Raw genomic sequence first — 22,258 nt, 5'->3', positions numbered from 1 at the left:
AATAGATTACTTTTTGTTATCATTTGTGATGAAACATAGTTAAAAGGGTACAGTGATTCATGGATGTTCAGCAGTTAAAAAAAATGGCGGCTGCTAAAGCGCTTGAGTTTGTTCAGAATGATATGCGGCTTGGTATAGGAACTGGTTCTACAGCAAATGAGTTTATTCGTCTCCTTGGTGAGCGTGTTATGAGTGGTTTACGTGTGACTGGGGTCGCTACCTCAGGGTGTTCTGAACAACTTTGTCGTAAGTTTGGGGTGCCTGTCGCTACTTTAGAACAAATGCCTGAGCTTGACCTTACTATTGATGGGGCGGATGAAATTGGCCCAGAAATGGCACTCATTAAAGGGGGTGGGGGGGCATTATTGCATGAAAAAATTGTAGCAGCGGCATCGCGCACGATGCTTGTCATCGCTGATGAAACAAAGGTAGTAAAAACGCTTGGTGCTTTTGCATTGCCGATTGAAGTCAATCCGTTTGGTTTGCATGCGACACGCAGAGCCATTGAGAAAGCAGCTGAAGATCTAGGGCTTTTTGGGAAAATTACGCTCCGAATGAATGGGGAAAATCCTTTTGAAACAGATGGTGGTCACTTCATTCTTGATGCATCTTGGGGGCGTATTTTGCAGCCAAAATTGTTATCGGGAGCACTTCTTGCAATTCCTGGTGTTGTTGAGCATGGTCTTTTTTTAGGGTTAGCTTCGCGTGCTATTGTAGCGATGGCAGATGGTCAAATAAAAGTTTTGGAATCGTTTGATTTTTAAATAAGACAGTTTACATGTCATTATGTTAGCATAATAAAAGGGGTCTTTGAAAGTCTTGGGTAGAATAAACAAATTTAAATTACAATTAATTATCGGGGTAATCATTAAATGAAAAAAATATTTTCTTTTCAGCGTATTATAGCATGTTTGGGTGTCATTACCGTTTTGGTTTTGAATATTGGGATGGTTTATGCGCAGGGTGTGAGCGAACAGCATTTAATTTCAGCGAGAAAGGCTATCAATGCCATTCATGCAACGGATCAATTTGATAACTTTTTACCAACAGCTGCACGTGATCTCAAAAACGAATTGATAGGTGATGATCCTAATTTAGCAACGGCTATTTCTGAGATTGTTGATAAGCAAGCACTTGCTTTGGCTAAACGGCGAGCTGATTTAGAAAAAGAAATTGCTCAGGTATATGCAAAATATTTCACTCAGGAAGAGCTTGATGCAATCACAGCATTTTATAATTCCGATACCGGTAAAAAGTTTTTAACAGAAGTTCCCAGTATTGCGCGTGATGCTTATTCTACATTTGATACATGGCGTTCTGCTATTATGCAGGATCTTGTAAAAAATGTGAAAAAAGAGATGTCTGAAACACTTAATTTGGAAAATTCCATTACGCCTGCAAAAACTGGTTCTTCAACGAAATCCAAATAGCGTGATCGATATCTTTAACAAGAATGAATGCTTCCTTTTTTATTGTTAAAAATGGCGGTTTTCCGCCGTTTTTAATCAATAATGGATCTTTTTTTAGGATATTGCTTTTTATAACAAAAGAATACTTGAAAATAAAAAGAACTTCCATTTGATAATAAATAACAGGAACGTTTTGTTATAGACGTGTAAGAAGGAATAGTTCGTGGGATCTTTTGACTTTGATTTATTCGTTATTGGAAGCGGTTCTGGTGGGGTACGTGCTGCGCGCCTTGCTGGAGGGCTTGGTAAGCGTGTTGCTATAGCAGAAGAATATCGTATAGGGGGTACTTGTGTTATTCGCGGTTGTGTTCCCAAGAAATTGTATGTTTATGCGTCACAATATGCAAAAGAGTTCAGTAAAAGCGTTGGTTTTGGATGGAAGTATGCTGATCCAATTTTTAGCTGGGAAAAATTGGTTACGGCTAAAAATAAAGAAATATCAAGATTAGAAGGGCTTTATCGCAAAGGACTACAAAATAACAATGTTCATATTTATGAAAGTCGTGCTGTCTTTGTGGATGATCATACATTAGAGCTTTCTGTGACAGGTGAACGGGTAAGAGCAGAAAAAATTTTGATCGCAACGGGAGCAAAAATTGCGCCAAATACCTCAATAAGAGGCAGCGATTTGTGTCTTACTTCCAATGAAATTTTTGACCTTGAAAAATTACCAAAATCAATAGTCATTGTTGGTGGTGGGTATATTGGCGTTGAATTTGCTAATATTTTTCATGAATTAGGTGTAAAAACGACGCTCCTTCATCGTGGTGATTTAATCCTTCGTAATTTTGATTATGATTTGCGACAATTGCTTAGTGATGCAATGATTGAGAAAGGGATTTCTATTCTCTACGGGGCAATAGTTTCTCAAGTTCAATCTACAGGAAATGATTATGATGTTTTTTTATCGAGTGGACAGAGAATTAATGCTGATCAAGTAATGTTGGCCACGGGACGTGTGCCCAATACAACAGGCTTAGGGCTTGATCGGGCAGGTGTTAAAGTGAATGACTTTGGTGCAGTTATTGTTGATGAAAGGATGACAACAAACATACCTCACATTTGGGCTGTTGGTGATGTAACAGGCCATGTTCAATTGACACCTGTTGCGATCCATGATGCAATGTGTTTCATTAAGACTGCATTTGAGAATATTCCCACTGTACCTGATTATGATTTAATTACGACAGCTGTTTTTTCTCAGCCGGAGATCGGGGCAGTTGGTCTTTCAGAAGAAGATGCTGTACGCCGTTATAAGCATCTTGAAATTTATCGTACAATTTTCCGTCCTATGCGTAATGTTCTTTCTGGTAGTTCAGAAAAAATGTTTATGAAGCTCATTGTTGATGGTGAAAGTCGTATCGTTGTGGGAGCCCATATTTTAGGAGAAAACGCTGGTGAGATGGCGCAGCTTATTGGCATATCTCTCAAAGGGAAGCTGACGAAAGATATCTTTGACGAAACCATGGCTGTGCATCCAACGATGGCAGAAGAACTGGTAACCATGTATAAACCAAGTTATGTATATGAAAATGGAAAAAAACTAGAAATTTGAAAAGTGATTACTGTAAGCGGTAGAGCTTTTGATCACAAGCTGTGAGCTTAAGCTGCGGAGAGAGTGTAATGATAAAAGAATGGACGCCTAGCTCTTGGAGAGCGAAGCCGATTAAACAGGTTCCGACTTATCCTGATAAATTTCTATTAGCAGATGTTGAGCGAAAGTTGTGCAGCTATCCTCCGTTGGTTTTTGCCGGTGAAGCACGGGATTTGAAACATGAATTGGCAGAAGTTGCAAAAGGCCAAGCTTTTTTATTACAGGGTGGAGATTGTGCTGAAAGCTTTGCAGAACATGAAGCTGATAATATCCGTGATTTTTTTCGTGTATTTTTGCAAATGGCGATTGTTTTAACTTTTGGGAGTTTTAAGCCAGTTGTTAAAATTGGTCGTATTGCTGGTCAGTTTGCAAAGCCACGCTCTTCTGATGTCGAAAGCAAAGGAGGAGTTGAGCTTCCTGCTTATCGCGGAGATATTATTAACGGTATTAAATTTAGCAAGGATTCTCGTATTCCCGATCCACAACGCATGTCTATGGCTTATCGCCAATCCGCAGCAACGCTTAATCTGTTGCGTGCTTTTTCACAAGGGGGCTATGCCAATTTAGAAAACGTTCATGCATGGATGTTGAGTTTTGTTTCTAACAGTCCACAAGGTGAGCGTTATGAGTTATTGGCAGAGCGTATTTCTGAAGCGATTGATTTTATGCGTTCCATAGGGATTACCTCCAAAACGAATTCTTCATTGCGTGAGACACCTTTTTATACCAGCCATGAAGCGCTTTTGCTTGGCTATGAAGAAGCTTTAACACGGATTGATTCGACTTCTGGAGATTGGTATGCAACGTCTGGTCATATGTTATGGATTGGTGATCGCACACGTCAGATTGATCATGCTCACGTTGAATATTGTCGCGGTATTAAAAATCCGATTGGGTTGAAATGTGGCCCTTCCATTGAAGCTGATGAACTTTTGAGACTGATTGATATTTTGAACCCTGAAAACGAGCTGGGTCGACTGACTCTCATTACGCGTTTTGGGTATGATAAAGTTGAAAATTATCTTCCTAAATTGATTCGTGCCGTTGAACGGGAAAAACGTAAGGTTATATGGTCGTGTGATCCAATGCATGGTAATACAGTTACTGTAAATGGCTATAAAACTCGCCCCTTTGATTATGTTTTAAAAGAAGTAGAAAACTTTTTTTCAGTGCATCGCGGGGAAGGAACTTATCCAGGTGGCATTCATATTGAAATGACTGGTCGTAATGTAACCGAATGTACAGGTGGTGCACATGCTATTTCTGTAGAGGATTTATCTGATCGCTATCATACGCAGTGTGATCCGCGGTTAAATGCAGATCAGGCTTTGGAATTAGCCTTTCTTGTTGCTGAACTCCTAAAAAAAAATCGTGGTACTGATTCATTAGCAGTTGCTGCGAATGATTAGACAGAAAGCGACATAACATTTTTTATTTTAGGTTTTTGTAAGGGGGCATTTTTTTGAGAAAAGGAATATTCTTGGTGATTAAAATAGAGTTTTGGTTACCAAACTGATGAAATGATACAAAAGCTTATGAAAGATGATTTTCGGGTGGCTGTTGCCCAATTAAATCCTGTCGTTGGTGATATTGAGGGAAATTTTTCTCTTGCCGTAATGGCGTATCAGGAGGCTAAAGAAAAGGGAGCTGACCTTGTTTTATTCACTGAGCTTTTTATCAGTGCTTATCCAGCGGAAGATCTTGTTCTAAAACCTTCTTTTGTAAAAGCATGTGAAGATGCTGTTAAGGAATTAGCAAGGGTAACAGCAGGGGGAGCTGGAATCGTGATTGGTCTTCCTTTAAGGCGGGATGGTAAAATTTACAATGGTGCCATGCTTCTTGATGAAGGACGGATAATTGCTGAAAGTTTGAAATTTGACTTACCTAATTATGCAGAGTTTGACGAAAAGCGCGTATTTTCTCCCGGTCCTCGCCCTGAGCCTCTTATCTATCATGGGGTAAGACTGGGAATAGTGATTTGTGAAGATATTTGGAATGATTCCTCACTCTGTGCACAGCTTGGCAATAAAGGAGCAGAGATTATTCTCGTTCTTAATGGATCTCCCTATTGTCGCAAGAAAACACTAAGACGTATAGAAGTTGTGCGTGCGCAAGCTCTTCAATCTGGTGTGCCAATTATTTATGCTAATCCAGTTGGCGGTCAAGATGAGCTTGTTTTTGATGGGGGGTCTTTTGCATTGAATGGGCAAGGCAAAATGGTGTTTCAAATGAAACATTTTGAAAGTCATATTGCTTTAAGCCATTGGCAACGAAAAACGACAGGATGGCAATGTGTTTCAGGTCCTAATGAAAATCTTCTCAATGGGTTAGCTGCTGATTATCAAGCTTGTGTTTTGGGGTTGAGAGATTATGTCAATAAAAACCGCTTTAAGGATGTTATTCTTGGTCTTTCAGGAGGGATTGATTCAGCACTTTGCGCGGCAATGGCGGTGGATGCTTTTGGCTCTGAGAGGGTTCGCACCATAATGATGCCTTATCATTATACTTCGCAAGAATCGTTAAAAGATGCTAAAGAGTGCGCACGTCTTTTAGGATGTCATTATGAAATAATACCGATTGTGCAAGCTGTTGAAGCTTTTTTGAACACAATGGCGCCTGTTTTTTCAGGATTACCGTCAGATGTGACAGAAGAAAATCTTCAAAGCCGCGTACGTGGGACTATTTTAATGGCTCTTTCGAATAAATTTGGTTCAATGGTGGTGACAACAGGCAATAAGTCGGAAATGGCTGTAGGATACGCAACACTTTATGGTGATATGAATGGAGGGTTCAATCCGATTAAGGATATTTATAAAATGCAGGTCTATGCATTAGCTGAGTGGCGCAATAAAAATCACGTGCAAAATTTTGAGGGGCCAGAAGGGATTGTTATTCCAGCCCATATTATAGCAAAAGCACCTTCTGCGGAACTTCGGGAAAATCAAAAAGACGAAGATTCTCTTCCTCCTTATCCGATCTTGGATAATATCTTGCAATCTCTTGTAGAAAATGACATGAGTATTTGTGATATTGTTAAACATGGTTATTTACGGGAAACAGTTGAGAAAATTGAACATCTTCTTTATGGAGCTGAATACAAAAGACGACAATCTGCACCTGGCGTAAAAATCAGTTACAAGAACTTCGGACGCGATCGTCGTTATCCGATTGTCAATCGTTTTCGCGATAAAAATTGAGTATTATTTTTTATGATAAAAGTTCGTTTTGCACCTTCTCCAACAGGTTATATTCACATTGGCAATATCCGTACTGCTTTATTCAACTGGCTTTATGCGCAAATGCATAATGGAGCATTTATTTTGCGCTATGATGATACAGATATTGAACGTTCTAAACAGGAATATATTGATGCTATTGCGGTTGACCTTAAATGGCTTGGTATTCAACCGGATGAAATTTATTACCAATCTAAACGGTTTAGTCGATATGATGAAGTTGCAGAAACTCTCAAACAACGCGGTCTTCTTTATCCCTGTTATGAGACTGCGGAAGAATTAGATAGGCGTCGTAAAATCCAGCTTTCACGCAAATTACCTCCCATTTATGACCGCGCTGCACTGAAATTGACACCAGAAGATAAAAAAGTGTTTGAATTGCAAGGTCGTAAACCACATTGGCGCTTTCTTCTCCCTAATTTTGAAAATGATCCTTTGCAAATAAAGCGAACAGAAGTTTGCTGGAATGATACAGTAAAGGGAAAGCAGACAATTGATTTGGCTTCTCTTTCAGATCCCGTTTTAATTCGTGAAGATGGCAGCTACCTTTATACGTTACCCTCTGTAGTTGACGATATAGATATGGCCATTACCCATATTATTCGTGGGGATGATCATATTACAAATACAGGTGCTCAGATTGCTCTTTTTAAAGCGCTAAATGCAAAATTGCCAATTTTTGGACATATCAATTTACTGGCTACAATTTTAGGAAAAGGGTTTTCAAAACGTGACAATGATCTTTCTATTCGTTCTCTACGGGCAGAGGGATTTGAGTCTATAGCTGTTCAGTGTCTTGCTGTTTTGATTGGAACGTCACAAAATGTGTACCCCTATCCTAATCAAGCAGCTCTTTTAGAGCATTTTAATCTTCAAGATACGTCAAGATCAGTTGCAAAGTTTGATGTTACTGATCTTCTTACTTTGAATAGTCATCTTGTCCATGAACTAACTTATGAAGAAGTTAAAATACGGCTTAAAGATCTCTCTATTGATGGAGAAAAGGCGGAGTGTTTTTGGAACGCGATAAGAAGCAATATTGATAAAGTGAATGATGCTGTTTTGTGGTGGAAAATTATTCATGATGAACAAATCTTTGATACAGTGGCGCTCGAGGATCGTGCTTTTGTGCGTCAATCACTTGATTTCTTACCTGAAGGTGCATTCAATGAGGAAAGTTGGAAAGTTTGGACGGCGGCGTTAAAAGAAAAAACAGCTCGTAGAGGGAAAGCTCTGTTTATGCCATTACGTCAAGCTCTTACAGGAATGGATCATGGACCTGAAATGGGAAAACTTTTGCAGCTTTTAGGGCGTGAGAAAGTAATAGAAAGATTGATACTCCGAGAGGAGTAAACGCAGCGCCCTCAGAGTATTTTATTCATTTTTTGCCCTATAAAAAATCAAATTTTCATTTAAGTGCGGGTTTTTATGAACATAAATGCTGGGATATCATCGCCGAATCCTAGGGGAGTGTAATTCTTATTGTTGCGAGTATGCTGCTGCTCAGATGTTTTTTCTTTATTGTTCACAATTTCTATTTTATCTATTTTGTCATCTTTTAAAGGCTTTTTAATTCGAACAGCACGTCCTTTTTGAGAAGTTCCCTTTGCTGATTTTGGAGATTTTTTCTTTACAGCAATATCGCCTTCTTGATCATCGGTCGTTAAAGTAGAGAGATCTCCATTGAGCCATTCAATTTTTTCGTTGCTCATCTCTTCAATGGCACTGATATATTTTTGATCGGCTTTTGTGACAATCGTAAAAGCTTTTCCGCTACGATTTGCGCGCCCTGTACGACCAATTCGATGAATATAGTCTTCCGCATGTGTGGGAACGTCATAGTTAAAGACATGGCTTACGGCTGGGATATCAAGTCCACGGGCGGCAACATCAGAAGCAACAAGAAGTGTGAGTTTATTGTCTTTAAAATCGGCTAACGTGCTCATGCGCGAATATTGGTCCATATCTCCATGAAGCGCGCCTACACTAAAATTATGCCTAACAAGCGATCTAAAAAGTTCAGAGATATCTCTCTTTCGATTACAGAAAATAATAGCATTTTTGAGTTCTTCGCCTTCATTATGGATAAGTTCTCGCAAAACAGCTCTTTTATCCCATGATTTATTTCCCGATTTGACAAGCCGCTGTGTAATTGTGGTTGCCGTTGAGGATGCTTTTGTAACTTCAACAGAAACAGGAGAATGTAAAAATTGTTTTGTTAGTTTTGCAATTTCTGGCGCCATTGTTGCAGAAAAGAACAAAGTTTGGCGCGTAAAAGGGGTGAGTTTACAGATGCGTTCAATATCAGGAATAAAGCCCATATCCAACATGCGATCAGCTTCATCAATAACAAGAATTTCCACGCCCATCAGGAGCAATTTACCGCGTTCGAAATGATCGAGAAGACGCCCTGGCGTTGCTATAAGAACATCTGCACCCCGTTCGAGTTTACGATCTTGGTGTTCAAAAGAAACACCACCAATCAAAAGTGCAACATTTAAACGATGATTTATTCCATATTTATCGAAATTTTCTTCGACTTGAGCTGCGAGTTCCCGTGTTGGTTCTAATATAAGAGTACGGGGCATTCGCGCTCTTGCACGCCCTTTTTCAAGCAGTGTGAGCATAGGCAAGACGAAAGAAGCTGTTTTCCCAGTCCCAGTTTGAGCAATTCCTAGAACATCTTTTCTTTGAAGCACGTGAGGGATCGTTCCACTCTGAATAGGTGTCGGAACTGTATATCCTGCTGCCTTTACTGCTTTAATAACCTTTTCGGAAAGGCCTAAATCATCAAAACTTTTTAAAGTTGGTATCATTTTTTCTATCAATTGCTCTGCGCTTTTAACTTCTTTATCCGAACCACTAGTAAGATTTAAGTATCCTACACTATTAAAGATAAAGAGGGTTAAGGTTCCTTCATAAAAAAGTCAACTCTAACGGCCATATATCTATAGAGAGGATAATACAATAATTAATGGCGAAATTGTTCTGATAAGATACGTTCATCCCATGAATGATTAGAGTCAAAAAGGATTGAGGCTGTCACTTCTGTTGCCGTTGAAATCGTAACTGAATGGACAGATTTAACTTCAACATTATCGGCAGCAGCATTTACGGGACGTTTATCAGTTTCGAGCAGATCAAAGCGTATTGTTGCCGTATTGGGAAGCAGTGCTCCATGCCAGCGGCGAGGGCGAAAGGGACTAACGGGGGTAAGTGCCATAAGGGGGGACATAAGGGGCAAAATAGGTCCCAGTGCTGATAGATTATAGGCAGTAGATCCTGCTGGTGTCGCAACAAGGATGCCATCGCAACTTAATTGTTCCATTCGTACATTATCATCAATGCTGATACGAATTTTCGCTGCTTGGTAAGATTGACGAAAGAGGGAGACTTCATTGATAGCGAGTGCTTCAATGTACTCTTGACATTCAGCTTTTGCAATCATACGCAGGGGATGAATTTCCTTTTTATGTGCGACAGCAATGCGATTTGGCAATTTTTGTTCATGAAATTCATTCATAAGAAATCCTACAGAGCCTTGATTCATGCCATAAATAGGTTTTCCGGTGTTCATAACGTCCCGCACTGTTTGTAACATTGTTCCATCGCCACCGATTGCAACAACCACATCACTTTCTTCGAGAGAAGAATGACCATAAATGGAAATTAATTTATGGGTAGCTTTGGTGGCTTCTGTAGTTTCTGCAGAGATAAAATGAAAGCGGCTTGGTAATTTCGTCATTAAGGGTTATCCTAATATTTGCAATTTATTTTGTAGCTTACTTTTTGAGAATTTTGAAGTTGTAATAAAAGCTGTTTTCTCAACAAGAAAAGAATTTTGTGCGAAAAAGAAGCTATTTAAAGGTAAAGTATCATGGCAGGAGAGGATAAGAAGTGTGTGTAATTGCATAAATCATAAACAAGTATTTTTTATCAGAATGATAATTCACCATTGAAGCTGAGAGTGTGATCAGTTAAAAGGCTACGGATGATTTTAATAATCAGTTTTAAGCACCCGTAGCTCAGCTGGATAGAGCGCTGCCCTCCGAAGGCAGAGGTCACAGATTCGAATTCTGTCGGGTGCACCAAACTTTTCAGTTCCATTTTGTATCATTTTTGTAACAATATTGATTTTTTTGAGAATAAATTACCCCTATTTTAAAAAGAAAATTTCATTAAATTATATTATTAAGTTATATACTAAAATGGTAAAAGTAGTTTAAAACTGAGAAAGTTTTTTGCTTTTTATGGAGCAGTTCTGTTAATTATTTCAAATATCGAAATCAAGAGAGTAGGGGGGCTTAATGGGGGAATTGCTGTTATTTTATCAGAGGTATTACGCTCTGTACACAAAACAGAGAATGCTTCTTAATTTATGAGGTAAAGCTATTCCTTCCGTTATTTGAGTCAGTAGATTGGAATTGAGAAATTTTGTTTCGTTATTTAAGAGCGTAATTTGTTTATCCAATCAGTTTTAATCCTCACATAAGCGTTAGAGAACAAAAGTGCTTTTTTCTGTTTCATAAACAAATGAGCAGTATGAATATTAGGCTATAAATGAGCGAGAAAGAAAATTATGACTATTGTATTAAATCCGGGTAAAGTAACGCTTAGCGAACTTGAGGCTATTTACTGGGATGGTGAAGTAAGTAAACTTCATAATGATACGCATTTAGCTATCAAAAAGGGAGCAGATCGCATTGCTGAAATTGCTGCGGGGAGTGAACCAGTTTACGGCATCAACACTGGTTTTGGCAAATTAGCGTCGATTAAAATTGATGTAAATGATGTGACGGTTTTGCAAAGAAATCTTATTTTATCACATTGCTGTGGTGTGGGGGCACCTTTACCTGAAAATGTTGTACGTCTGGTGATGACTTTAAAGCTCATTTCATTAGGACGAGGGGCTTCTGGTGTTCGTCTAGAATTGGTGCATTTATTAGAAAACATGCTTGCAAATGGAGTTATTCCTGTCATCCCTGAAAAGGGATCTGTTGGTGCATCAGGTGATCTTGCGCCCCTTGCTCACATGGCCGCTGTTATGATAGGGGAGGGAGAAGCATTTTTTCAAAACGTTCGCATGAGTGGGGCAGCTGCTCTGGAAAAAGCAGGGTTATCGCCTGTTATTTTAGAAGCAAAAGAAGGTCTAGCTCTTATCAACGGCACCCAAACATCAACAGCATTAGCCTTGACGGGGCTTTTTCGCGGTTATAGGGCATTGTGTGGTGGGCTTCTTGCAGGAGCATTGACGACAGATGCCGTCATGGGATCAACGGCTCCCTTTCATCCTGATATCCATATTTTACGGGGACATTATGGGCAAATTGTCGTATCACAAACACTAGAAAAGCTTCTAAAGGATTCAGGAATTCGGGCTGCACATTTGCGGGATGATGCCCGTGTACAGGATCCTTATTGTATACGTTGCCAACCACAGGTTATGGGAGCATGTTTTGATCTTCTGATAGCAGCAGCAAAAACACTGATTATTGAAGCAAATGCAGTTACAGATAATCCATTGATTTTAAGCAGTGGTGAGGTTATATCAGGTGGAAATTTTCATGCTGAGCCTGTAGCATTTGCGGCTGATCAGATCGCTCTTGCTTTATGTGAGATAGGTTCCATTTCTCAAAGGCGTATTGCCCTTATGGTTGACCCAGCAGTTTCTCACGGACTTCCAGCCTTTTTAGCCCAAAATGCGGGACTTAATTCAGGTTTTATGATTGCTGAAGTGACAGCAGCTGCTTTAATGTCTGAAAATAAACAAATGGCATACCCAGCTTCAGTCGATTCAACGCCGACTTCAGCAAATCAGGAAGATCATGTTTCAATGGCTTGTCATGGTGCTCGTCGATTGTTGGCAATGAACGAAAATCTTTTCACTATTATTGCTATTGAAACGCTTATTGCTGCACAGGGAATTGAGTGTCGTGCTCCTTTGAAAACAAGTTCCTTATTACAGTTTGTCCTGGAGCATCTACGCAAAAATATTGATACTCTTAAAGGAGATCGCTATATGGCTCCAGATCTTTATAAGGGGCACATACTTATAAGTGAAGGGCATTTATTGTCCATTTTACCAGAAAAGATTTTTCCATCACTAGAATTAAAGTAGTATTTATTTTGATATCAAGTAGGGAAGAAAGAGGCACTTAATTTATGAATTTTCTTATATTTATATAAAAATTGGGGAAATGATATATTTGAGTAATAAATGCATATGTGCTTATCTCTTGGATATTTGTATCCAATTATCTCCTTAAGCATGCATAACAGTGCATGAACTAATTTTTAATACCACTGGAATGGCTTAAAATCAGTGGTAAAGCGAGTCTCGCCAATTTTCAAAGCTTTTGGAAAGTTTTGTTACGGCCCACCTTTTAAACCAGCTTCCCGCTTTAAGCATAAGTTCTCCAAGAACAACAGCCATTGTAGCGTTAATAAGGCTCTTTTTAATGTTTTCTCTCATAATAGATCTATTCTTTTCTCCAGCGTTTTGATTTGAAATGCGAATAACAACCATATCTTTCGTCTGAACAATGATATCTTTATTATATGCTAGCATGGCAGTGAAAATATTCTCTTGAGATCTGCTTTTCCAAAGTTTTTCATTAACCTCCACGATTTGCGAAAAACAGAAAATAATCGTTATGAGAATATATAATATGTTGTTTTTAAACATGTTTCCTCCTTTGTTTTGAGTAATTCTAAAATATCCTAAAAACAAGAGAAATACATAAAAAATTATTCATTCTACTGGATGCGATACACATAATTCATTCTTTCATGAATGGTAAAATCACAATAAAATATTCATAAAGTCATAATTCATGATTTTATAGCGTATTTGCTAAAAACAAAAGGCTAATCCACTTCCAAAAGCAATTTTTTCAATATTGGCTTTCATGAATTTATGTTGATAAGTCAGATCACCATGAGGCAAAATAGTCATTTTAGGGAAAACGTGTGTTTTAAAGCAATCAGATTTCTTAAGACGTGGATTGCGTTGCACTTTATCACTGATTGAAAGCCATTCCAGTGGTATTAAAAGTTTTTTCATGTGCTGTTTTGCACAATTTGTGTTTGTTTTAAGCGAAAAAAGTAATAAAGAGTTTGCTTAAGGTACTGATAAAAAATTTAACGACTCGCTCTAAATGTAGCTGTACGAATTTTGAGTTTCTATTTTTGTAAACGAGAAGAGAGTATTGCAATGAATAGTTTCATCAAATTCAGCATTTTTTCTGCAAAAAATAGAGAGTACGAAAATGAATTAAAGGACAGTTATAAAAAATTGCATTACCACTTGATCAAAATAAAATGATAAAAATAAACTATGAAAAAGTTGAATAACGCGTAAAAAGAGCGTTTTTTCGTTGTTTACGATAGAGAGTCTGGTTGGCATTGTTCAATGCTATTTATAAAAGATATCTTCTGGAAAAAAATGCAAGGCTTTATGATGCGTAAAGTGAGCATTGTGGTGCGAGTTTTATCAACAATTCAGTGAAGAAGGAAAAAAATGGGAACAAATGAGCTTAAACGAGGTATGAGTAAGCGCCAAGTTATTTTTTTAGCTCTTGGCTCCGCTATTGGAACGGGTCTTTTTTACGGGTCTGCACAAGCGATTAAGCTTGCTGGTCCAAGTGTTCTCATAGCCTATTGTATTGCTGGTTTTGCTATTTTTATGGTTATGCGAGCTCTTGGTGAGATGATTATTCACAATCCACTACCTGGTTCTTTTGCGCGTTATGCTGCAAATTACATATCGCCATTAGCAGGTTTTTTAACAGGATGGACATATGTTTTTGAGATGCTTCTCGTTGGCTTGGCTGATATCACCGCTTTTGCAACTTATATGGGTTTTTGGTATCCTGACGTTGCACCTTGGATATGGGCGCTCAGCATTACACTGATCATTACTGCTATTAACTTGGCGGCGGTAGAAGTATATGGTGAGTTAGAGTTTTGGCTGTCTTCTATTAAAATCGTTGCTATCATTGCTATGATTGTCTTAGGGGTAGCAATTATTTTGTATGGTTGGGGAACAACTCCTATTTCTTCCACTGTGAGTATCCATAATTTATGGAAAAATGGCGGTATTTTTCCCAATGGTTGGTTTGGTTTTTTGGCTTGCTTTAGTGTTGTTATCTTTGCTTTTGGTGGTGTAGAAATCATCGGCATGGCAGTGATGGAAATACAAGATCCTCATCAAACACTCTCAAAGGCAATTAATTCTACTCCTTTACGTATTTTGCTCTTTTATATCATGAGCTTAGCCATTTTAATGTCACTTTATCCTTGGAATAAAATTGGCCTTATGGATAGTCCTTTCGTTTCAATTTTTGAAAGTCTTGGGATCTCAGCAGCGGCTAATATTCTGAACATTGTTGTTGTTATAGCGGCTGTTTCGGCAATGAACAGTGCAATGTATGGCGCTGCTCGCATGATACATGGGCTCTCGCAGGAAGGTTATGCTTTAAGAAAGTTTCAATATTTATCGAAAAATGGTATACCAATCTTTGTTATTTTATTGATCTTAGGTATTTTCCTTCTTGGTGTTGTTCTGAATTATTTTTACCATGAACAGCTTTTTTTTCTTATCGCAGCAATGGCAACATTTGCGACAGTTTTCGTTTGGATGATGATACTATTTTCGCAAATTTTTATGCGGCTTAAAATGCCTAAAGAAGTGCAGTCTGGTTTGCAATTTCCAATTCCATTTTGGCCAATAGGACCTATTTTTTCTATCTTATTTATGATTTTTATTTTTGTGCTGTTATGTTTTTTTGATGATACACGACCAGTGTTAGTCGTAGGTGTTAGTTGGATTTTTTGGCTTGTTGTTTGCTTTTATGCACTTAAACTTTGTAATCCAGAAAAAAATAAGAGACGGCAAAGTGCGAATAAGAATTAAGCTAGAATAAAAGGCTGGTGATTTCATGGTAGAAGGGTAACTGCTCAACAAAAATTAGATACAACCTGTTAATCCTCATTTTGTTTGGAAGATATACGTGTGTTATTGCTGATAATAGCTGTCGAGTCATATAAAGTAGAGATAGTTACAAAATCAACAGGTCATTGTTGACGAATTAGCAATAACGTAAATTTACCTCCCTAACTTCAACTACACCAGTGCTGGATACAAGCTTTACTCTCATACAAAAGTACTCTGAAAAGAGAAGCAGTTTCCTCCGATTTTTGCAGTATTTTTTGATAAAAGAATTATTGTTATTATTTTAAGTTGTATGCAAATATTATTTCATTTAAAATTAAATATGATATTGATATTATAATCGTAAAATATTAACAGGCTTATGAGCCTTTTTATAGTAAATAAATCATTGAAAGAGGGGGAAATGAAGAAAATATTGAAATTATTGAGTGGAATAACGCTCTTAAGCACGGCGGGATGTCAGATAGGAAATCCTCCCCCATCGACTTTGGCTTTGTGGGAAAAGCCTAGGACAGATCGAGCTGTAGTTGAACAAGCACTGTTAAAATGTGGATGGAAACCAGTTTATTCTTCTCCTCAAGATATGGATTCGTATGCGAGTGAATTTGCCTCAGTTTATGAGTGCATGAAAAAAGCCGGTTTCCGGTATAAATTGCAAGATTCAAAAGGGATCTATTTTACACAACCTCCGAAAGGTGACTCGTTCCTCACCAATCTTATGATAGCGGGATATCAGCAGTTTATGGATAATGATACTTTTGGTGTGAGCAATGCAACGAAAAAAGAACGTGCTTTGATAACGCATTTTGAGAATGACAGAAAGCGTCAACAAATGAAAAAAGCTTTACAAAAGCGACCATCAGCGTCACGCACATCCTCAAAGAAGTAAGTGGTTGAAAAACACGAATAGGGAAGAGAGCTAAAAACAATGCCTCTCTTAACCCAATTACAGATAAAATCAATCAGGCTTCAGATCAGCAATGGTATTATTGACGTCTAGACTGTGTGGATATTCTTATTTGTTATTGTTTATTGAAACTTACTCGATATAAAAAAATAGTTTTGCTAAATTACATTGGTTCGTCGTCAGTAAAATTGGTTTTGCTGAATAATTGGCTTTGATTGTTCTCAATTTCAGAATGGTGTCCCCTCACGCACACTGTATCTTAGGTTATTATCTGGAGATCCACGGTATTACGCAAGTCATTTTACGTAAATATTCTCTCACCTTATGGTCTATTTAGGGATTGCTTTCATCTTTGCATGAGGTAAAGGCAGCGATGTTAAAGAACATCTTCGAAACGATTCATGGACTATTGGTGAAGCATTTATGATAGGGCCCTAAGGGAGCTTTGTTTTTATCCAAAGGTTCTGTTTACATATTAAAATTTTTATTTTAAACATTGGCCGCTTTGATATCAAAATTGGATACATCAGTTGGTATATATTGGTGAACATCACTTTAGATTGTTGTTGCTATCAAAGAGATTTTTGTTGTCTTATTTTCCACAAACTTTATCTCTTTTGTATTTTTATTGCTTTTGTATTTCCTAAAAACTGAGTTAAGTTTTTAAATTCAATTCTTTTCAAAATTTGTATTTCATAGTACTTTTCATTATCAATATAAGCCCATTGAGATTTTTCTTTGGTGTTTTGCACGACTTTTTATAATTTGGGGGATCATTTTCAAAAAGTTGCAACAAGCGTAAATTGTGATTTTTTATTTTTCATTCTCGCTTTACATAAAGCACAAAACAAATTATTCATACTATTATAAATGATGTAAGCGGTATTTTTATTTGTTAATTTTATACTTATTGAATTTTAAATCTTTGTATCTAAACCTTTTGTTTTTGTTAAGAAAAAGAAAGTTTAAAGAATGATGATGATGAGAGCGTCTAAAAATCGCTTATATTCGCACGTTTTTACGGTAGCTATTTTTTCTTTTTTACCAAACATAGATGTTGAGGCACGTTCTTCTTCATTGGTATCGCTTTCGTGCGATGAAGGACAATTACCTTATCGATGCAATGATGGTGCAAAACATACAATAAGTGATAAAGCGTACCAATTTGTTACACTACCTAGGGAAAAGAATGGGAGTAACAACTCTCTTATATCATCTGCTGTTATAGTAGCAGAGGAGCCAAATACAGTTATTCAGGCAATGCGTGTACACGTTGAAGGTACTGATAGTGTGAAAGGTACCTATGGCGTAATTGCATTGCAAGGTGGAAAAGTTGTTTTGGGTGATTCAACTTTTAACAATGTATCAACAGGTTTTAAGGCTGATAATGGAACAATTGAGGTAAATCGTGGATCAATCGAGGCTTCTCAGGTAGGTGTCTACGCAGAGAAGCAAGGAACATCTGTTCTTTTAACGAATACCCAAATTAAGATAGAAGGTCAGGGTATTGGCCAAGAGGTAGCTCTTTTCAGTGGTGCTGATGCGCGTATTAAGATGACGGGAGGCTCTATTGATGTAACAGGGGCGGCTGCCCTTTATGTGGGATCAAGGGGGAGTACAATTTTAGATGGTGTGACCATTACATCACAAAGCCAGAGAACGGTGGATAAAGAAAATACGAATAAAGAAGGTAAGGTTGCTCATACAGTTTTAAATGTAAATCCGCATGGCTCTCTTTATTTAAAGGATAGCAATATTATGGCTGCTGATGTTGGTATTTTACGAGTTGGAGCGGATTTTAACGTACAGTCAGCCGTCAACCAAGAAGAAGATATTTTAATTTCGCGGGTTAATATTGAAGATTCGACAATGACGGTGACAGGTAACAAGCATGGTATGCATTTTGATAGAAATAAAGAAAACCATGAATACGAAAAAGCAATAGTCTTTTTAAAAAAGACGATTTTTGAGGTACCAGATGGTACGGCTATTTATAGCAAGAAGAGTAGTAGTTATATCGCACTAACAGAAGGCTCAAAGATTTCCGGTGATTTATTGTTAACAGCTGAGAGGGGGGCTTCTGTGGCGGTTTTGGCTTCTTCTTCTTCTTTGACAGGGGGCACCCGTGTTGCTGATGATTCTATTGCTGAACTTTATTTGACGGAAGGGTCAAAATGGGTTTTAACAAAAAGGAAAGACATAAATCAGCAAGTTTTGAACGGTGTAATGTCGTCAATTTCGTTTGTAAAACTTTCTGATAGTGTTATTGCCTTCGAACCTCTAGGATTTCAGGAGTATCAGATACTTCATATTGGAAAAGGGGCGGAAGAAGCTTATAGTGCGCAGGATAATGCACGCCTTTATCTTAATACGCATCTTAATGCTGATGGTTCGCTCAACAATCAAAAGACTGACAGGCTTTTGATTCATGGTGATGTTTCTGGAAAAACAACAGTCTATGTGCAATTTGTTGAAGATTCTCAGAAAGGGATGGCAGGTAACGGGGATTCTCAAAGTATTTCACTTATTCAAGTTTCTGGAAAAGCCGCTGAAGATGCTTTTCAGTTGAGTAGTACTTATATTGCGTTGGAAGGTTTGCCATACCAATATTATCTCCACGCGTATGGACCAAGTTCTTCTTTGGGGAAGGCACAGACTGCTCAAAGGTTAGTTAAAGGCGATGGAGATTTTTGGGATTTCCGCCTCGAGAGTAAGTATGTTCAGTCTGTTTCGGTTGCATCTGTGACATCTGATTCTGAATTATCTGAATTAAAGGTGAAGGATGTTGTTCCACAAGTTCCAACCTATCTTCTTTTACCCAATGTTTTATTCCATGCTGGTTTGGTGGATATCAGCAATCAAAACCAACAGTTGAGAACTACGCGATTTGTCTCCGGAAGACTGCTCGAAAACAATGAAATTCCTGCTTTATTTGTTCGTGGTTATGGTGGAAATTATCATTATGTCTCAGATCTTTCCGCATTTGAATATGGGTACGCAGGCAATTTTGACTATCACTCTGTAGAGACAGGCGTTTTGTTCAAAACAATAGAGAGCGCATACAGTATTACATCCTTTGGGGTTACGGGGACACACGGAAAACTTTCTTTGCGTCCTTTGGATGTTGAACAAAGCCAAAAAAGCACATTTAATAAGTGGTCAGTTACGGCGTATGGCAGCATGATGCATAATGCAGGCTTTTATGTGGATGCTTTTTTATCTTATGGTCTCTTTAAAGGTGATGTTCTTACCCATACGTGGGGAAAAACAGCAGCATTAACAGCAAATCCTCTGAACATTTCTTTATCTGCTGGAAAAGAATTTACGACAGGGGATAAAGGTCTTGTTTTTGACCCGCAGGTTCAGCTTATTTATCAACATCTTCAGTTTCATAAGGCTCGTGATATTGATGGTTTTGATATTGAGATGGGAAAATTGGATCAGTTGGTTATGCGTATTGGTGGGCGTTTAACAAAAACGCTTCCTGCTTCTCAAGAGGGGCGCGTTATTTCCTTCAATGGCAAGCTTCATTTTGCACATGGTTTTAGAGAAAAACAATTTGTGCATTTTAAAGATGCTTTCCAGTTGGGAGCCTTTGGTTCTTTCTTAGAAGTTGGATTGGGTATCCATTCGCATTTATCCCCTAAAGTGACACTCCGTAGTGATCTAATCTATCAACGTAAATTCACTAAAGCTGGTTTTTCTGGAGTTCGTTTTTCTGGTGGATTGCGTTATCATTTTTAATCAATCTTTTGGAAAATTGTAATGAAGATAAAGGCTTTAGTGTATTTTTGAGTTTAAGACAGAAATGGAAAATACTAAGATGTGTTGAGTACATCAGAAAGTGGTAATGTTTGCTATTATGTCTTGCTTTTGTCTTTATGATGTTTTTCCATTTTTTAAATTAATTTAAGCGAATCTGTTATTACTGGAGGAAAGATCAAAAGAATGAAAGCTGTCATCACTCTAAAGATTTTTCTCGGATTGATTATTTTTTAGAATTTTTGCAGCTATAGCAACTTGTAGAGTGGATCTTTATAGAAAGCCTTTATAAAATAAATATAATCAATAAGCTATATGTTTTTATTTTTTAGCTATTCTTTAATGTCTGCCTTAATCGCTCAACTTTTATAAAGATTTTCATGTATAAGTTAGAACAAAAAAGCAGCAACTGGTACAAATTTTTATTGAACACGAAGAAACGCCAAATGGACAAGGAGGACGCTAATCTGAAATGGCCAAAACGAGAGTGACATATATGAGTAATCTGATATGAAGCACGGTAAGAATGACGAATTAAATGATAATGTCTCTTTAGAAACTAATTCTTTATGAAACCTCTTTGCCAATGTAGCTTGGAAAAAGCTATGATTTTTCATTATAAGTGAGAGAGATACGATAATGAGATATTAGAGTTTTTTACAAAATTTCTGCTTAACTCTGATAGAAAACTAATTCATATCGTTCGTTTTGTATTTTTTATATTTAAAGACAGTCATACTTTGAAAGCCTTTTTATGTTTCGTGGTGTAAGCGGAAGATTTTTAAATAATTAAGCATAAATTGCTTTTCATCCATGATAAGAGTAAATACGAAGCGTAGTGCATTTTGTAATACTATGTCGATAGAATTTATAAATTAAGATCGACGATTATAGAAAATAAAAATTATGGGGGACAGGAGGGAACCAGTTTTTTTGAGCGCTGTGTTGGATATACGTAAAATTTATAGTTGTGTAAGGAAAACTGTTGCTAACACGATGAATGCGCTTGTTTTAGGTGTTATAGGCGGGTTTTCTTATGAAATATTTGTGCTTTTCGTATCAATATCTTTGCATTAGAATTTTTGCCGATATTCCTACCGGTATTTTAGCTGATCGCGTGAAGCATAAAAAAGTGTTTTTTTGATGGAATGCTTTACGTTAGAAATGCTTCGATGCTTTTATTGTTTCCAATCTTGCGTGATCTTTCTCATCAATTTATTATTTTTGTAGTTGTAATAAATGCGATTTTTTTAATTTTTGGTAACTCAATGTTATCAGGAGCCTATGAAGCATAGATTTATGGCAATGAATATACGAGATTATGTGTTTACAGCTCTTAATAAAAAAGACTTAAAGAATATTTTTACTTTGCAAAGTTATATATTTAAAATTTTTCTTCTTTTTATAATTGATTTTATTAATATTGTTGTAGAATTATTTTTTTGTACCATGAATATAAGTGTTGCACTAAAAGAAATTGAAAATATTTTTGTTTATTATATCGTTTTTTATTTATATGTATTATTGCAACATAATGATTCATGTTCATTTTTCATATAAAATAATTCATGTATATTTATAATGAAATATATTAATTTATTTTTTGTTGTAGACATTATTGGTAATTTTGTAATATTAAAAAATATGTATTTTTATAGTTATTTTTCTCTTTAAATTTAGCGGTTATGGTTGGAAAAATCTGAAAAAAATCACTAACAATAAGAGTTTTAGTGTTTATACGATTATGTTTTTTTTCATTATGTTATTAACATATGTTTATTTATAGCAATGTAGAAACTTTTCAGATACGTTTGGATAGTTTTTCTACGTGTTAAGTGTGTAAAACAGATGAGGAGAAGCTGAAAACGTGACTGTGAATGCGACACTCAAATTCTAGTGTAAGCCGATTGGCTAAATAAGCTCTTAAAGTGCCTGACATAGTGCTAAGAATTATGCTAAACAACATGATAACAATCATCGGGATCAACGAATAATATAGGGGTTTTCTGCTCGCCGGAATGTTGTGACAGCCCTTGTATTGAAACGATTTATTAGAGGCATTTCACTCCTTTATTAAACGGTTTGTTATCAACACAGGCGATCCCGCTTATGATGTTCAAGCGAATATTTTTTGATTCACTGTAAGAGGGGATGAAATGAAAGAATCTTACTTGTATTCGGTATTCTCATTCAATATGCAAAACAATAACTTATCTTTATAAATCAATGCGCTGATATGGTAAAGATGCGATCAGATAATCATCTGAAAAATAAAAGGATTAATCAGTGCGCACGCAAGACAATAGCAACAAAACTGAGTTCGATGACGGTGTGAAT

Annotated in this window: 14 protein-coding genes and 1 tRNA gene; 11 read left to right on the top strand and 4 right to left on the bottom strand. The window is 37.1% G+C overall.

The genetic code is table 11. The annotated features are described in order from the left end of the window. The first annotated feature begins 59 nt into the window (after positions 1-59). From rpiA to gltX, 6 genes are all read left to right on the top strand, one after another. Entirely contained in the window at positions 60-764 is a 705-nt protein-coding gene (rpiA, locus tag ABD915_RS06290) for a ribose-5-phosphate isomerase RpiA (RefSeq protein WP_345116651.1), read from the top strand. A 108-nt stretch (positions 765-872) separates the two neighbouring features. After that, positions 873-1,430, top strand: a complete 558-nt coding sequence (locus ABD915_RS06285) for a DUF2059 domain-containing protein (protein WP_345116649.1) — start codon at positions 873-875, stop codon at positions 1,428-1,430. Positions 1,431-1,632: 202 nt separating this feature from the next. Further along, positions 1,633-3,024, top strand: coding sequence for a glutathione-disulfide reductase (gor, locus tag ABD915_RS06280; RefSeq protein WP_345116648.1), 1,392 nt, complete (start codon positions 1,633-1,635; stop codon positions 3,022-3,024). 68 nt (positions 3,025-3,092) lie between these two features. Next, positions 3,093-4,472 carry a class II 3-deoxy-7-phosphoheptulonate synthase gene (locus ABD915_RS06275; RefSeq protein WP_345116646.1) on the top strand — a complete coding sequence of 460 codons (1,380 nt, stop codon included), beginning with the start codon at positions 3,093-3,095 and terminating at the stop codon, positions 4,470-4,472. Positions 4,473-4,598: 126 nt separating this feature from the next. After that, on the top strand, positions 4,599-6,260 hold the full coding sequence (locus ABD915_RS06270; protein WP_345116644.1) for an NAD+ synthase: 1,662 nt from the start codon (positions 4,599-4,601) through the stop codon (positions 6,258-6,260). Between the two features lie 12 nt (positions 6,261-6,272). After that, positions 6,273-7,652: a glutamate--tRNA ligase gene (gene gltX, locus ABD915_RS06265; protein ID WP_345116642.1), complete on the top strand. Its 1,380-nt coding sequence runs from the start codon at positions 6,273-6,275 to the stop codon at positions 7,650-7,652. A 59-nt stretch (positions 7,653-7,711) separates the two neighbouring features. Here the strand turns inward: gltX and ABD915_RS06260 are convergent, their stop codons facing one another. Further along, entirely contained in the window at positions 7,712-9,115 is a 1,404-nt protein-coding gene (locus ABD915_RS06260) for a DEAD/DEAH box helicase (protein WP_345116640.1), read from the bottom strand. Between the two features lie 155 nt (positions 9,116-9,270). After that, positions 9,271-10,044: an NAD kinase gene (locus ABD915_RS06255; protein ID WP_345116638.1), complete on the bottom strand. Its 774-nt coding sequence runs from the start codon at positions 10,042-10,044 to the stop codon at positions 9,271-9,273. Positions 10,045-10,313: 269 nt separating this feature from the next. Between ABD915_RS06255 and ABD915_RS06250 the strand changes: the two genes are divergently transcribed. Beyond that, positions 10,314-10,390: transfer RNA gene (locus tag ABD915_RS06250), tRNA-Arg, on the top strand. 488 nt (positions 10,391-10,878) lie between these two features. Further along, positions 10,879-12,417 (top strand): histidine ammonia-lyase, encoded by a 1,539-nt coding sequence (gene hutH / locus ABD915_RS06245; protein ID WP_345116636.1) that lies wholly within the window; start codon positions 10,879-10,881, stop codon positions 12,415-12,417. A 201-nt stretch (positions 12,418-12,618) separates the two neighbouring features. Here hutH and ABD915_RS06240 read toward each other — a convergent pair whose 3' ends face one another. Continuing rightward, positions 12,619-12,984: a hypothetical protein gene (locus tag ABD915_RS06240; RefSeq protein WP_345116634.1), complete on the bottom strand. Its 366-nt coding sequence runs from the start codon at positions 12,982-12,984 to the stop codon at positions 12,619-12,621. 168 nt (positions 12,985-13,152) lie between these two features. Further along, positions 13,153-13,362, bottom strand: a complete 210-nt coding sequence (locus tag ABD915_RS06235) for a hypothetical protein (RefSeq protein WP_345116632.1) — start codon at positions 13,360-13,362, stop codon at positions 13,153-13,155. A 456-nt stretch (positions 13,363-13,818) separates the two neighbouring features. On the opposite strand from ABD915_RS06235, the gene ABD915_RS06230 reads away from it, so the two are divergent. From ABD915_RS06230 to ABD915_RS06220, 3 genes are all read left to right on the top strand, one after another. After that, complete coding sequence (locus ABD915_RS06230) at positions 13,819-15,213, top strand: amino acid permease (RefSeq protein WP_345116630.1); 1,395 nt, start codon at positions 13,819-13,821, stop codon at positions 15,211-15,213. Between the two features lie 442 nt (positions 15,214-15,655). After that, on the top strand, positions 15,656-16,141 hold the full coding sequence (locus ABD915_RS06225; RefSeq protein ID WP_345116628.1) for a hypothetical protein: 486 nt from the start codon (positions 15,656-15,658) through the stop codon (positions 16,139-16,141). Between the two features lie 993 nt (positions 16,142-17,134). Beyond that, positions 17,135-19,903: an autotransporter outer membrane beta-barrel domain-containing protein gene (locus ABD915_RS06220; protein ID WP_345116658.1), complete on the top strand. Its 2,769-nt coding sequence runs from the start codon at positions 17,135-17,137 to the stop codon at positions 19,901-19,903. Positions 19,904-22,258: the final 2,355 nt, after the last annotated feature.

Source organism: Bartonella jaculi (genome assembly GCF_039543045.1).
In the GTDB taxonomy this organism is placed as follows: domain Bacteria; phylum Pseudomonadota; class Alphaproteobacteria; order Rhizobiales; family Rhizobiaceae; genus Bartonella; species Bartonella jaculi.
Note: the sequence above shows the minus strand (reverse complement) of the source record. Positions and strands in the feature narration are given on the sequence as shown.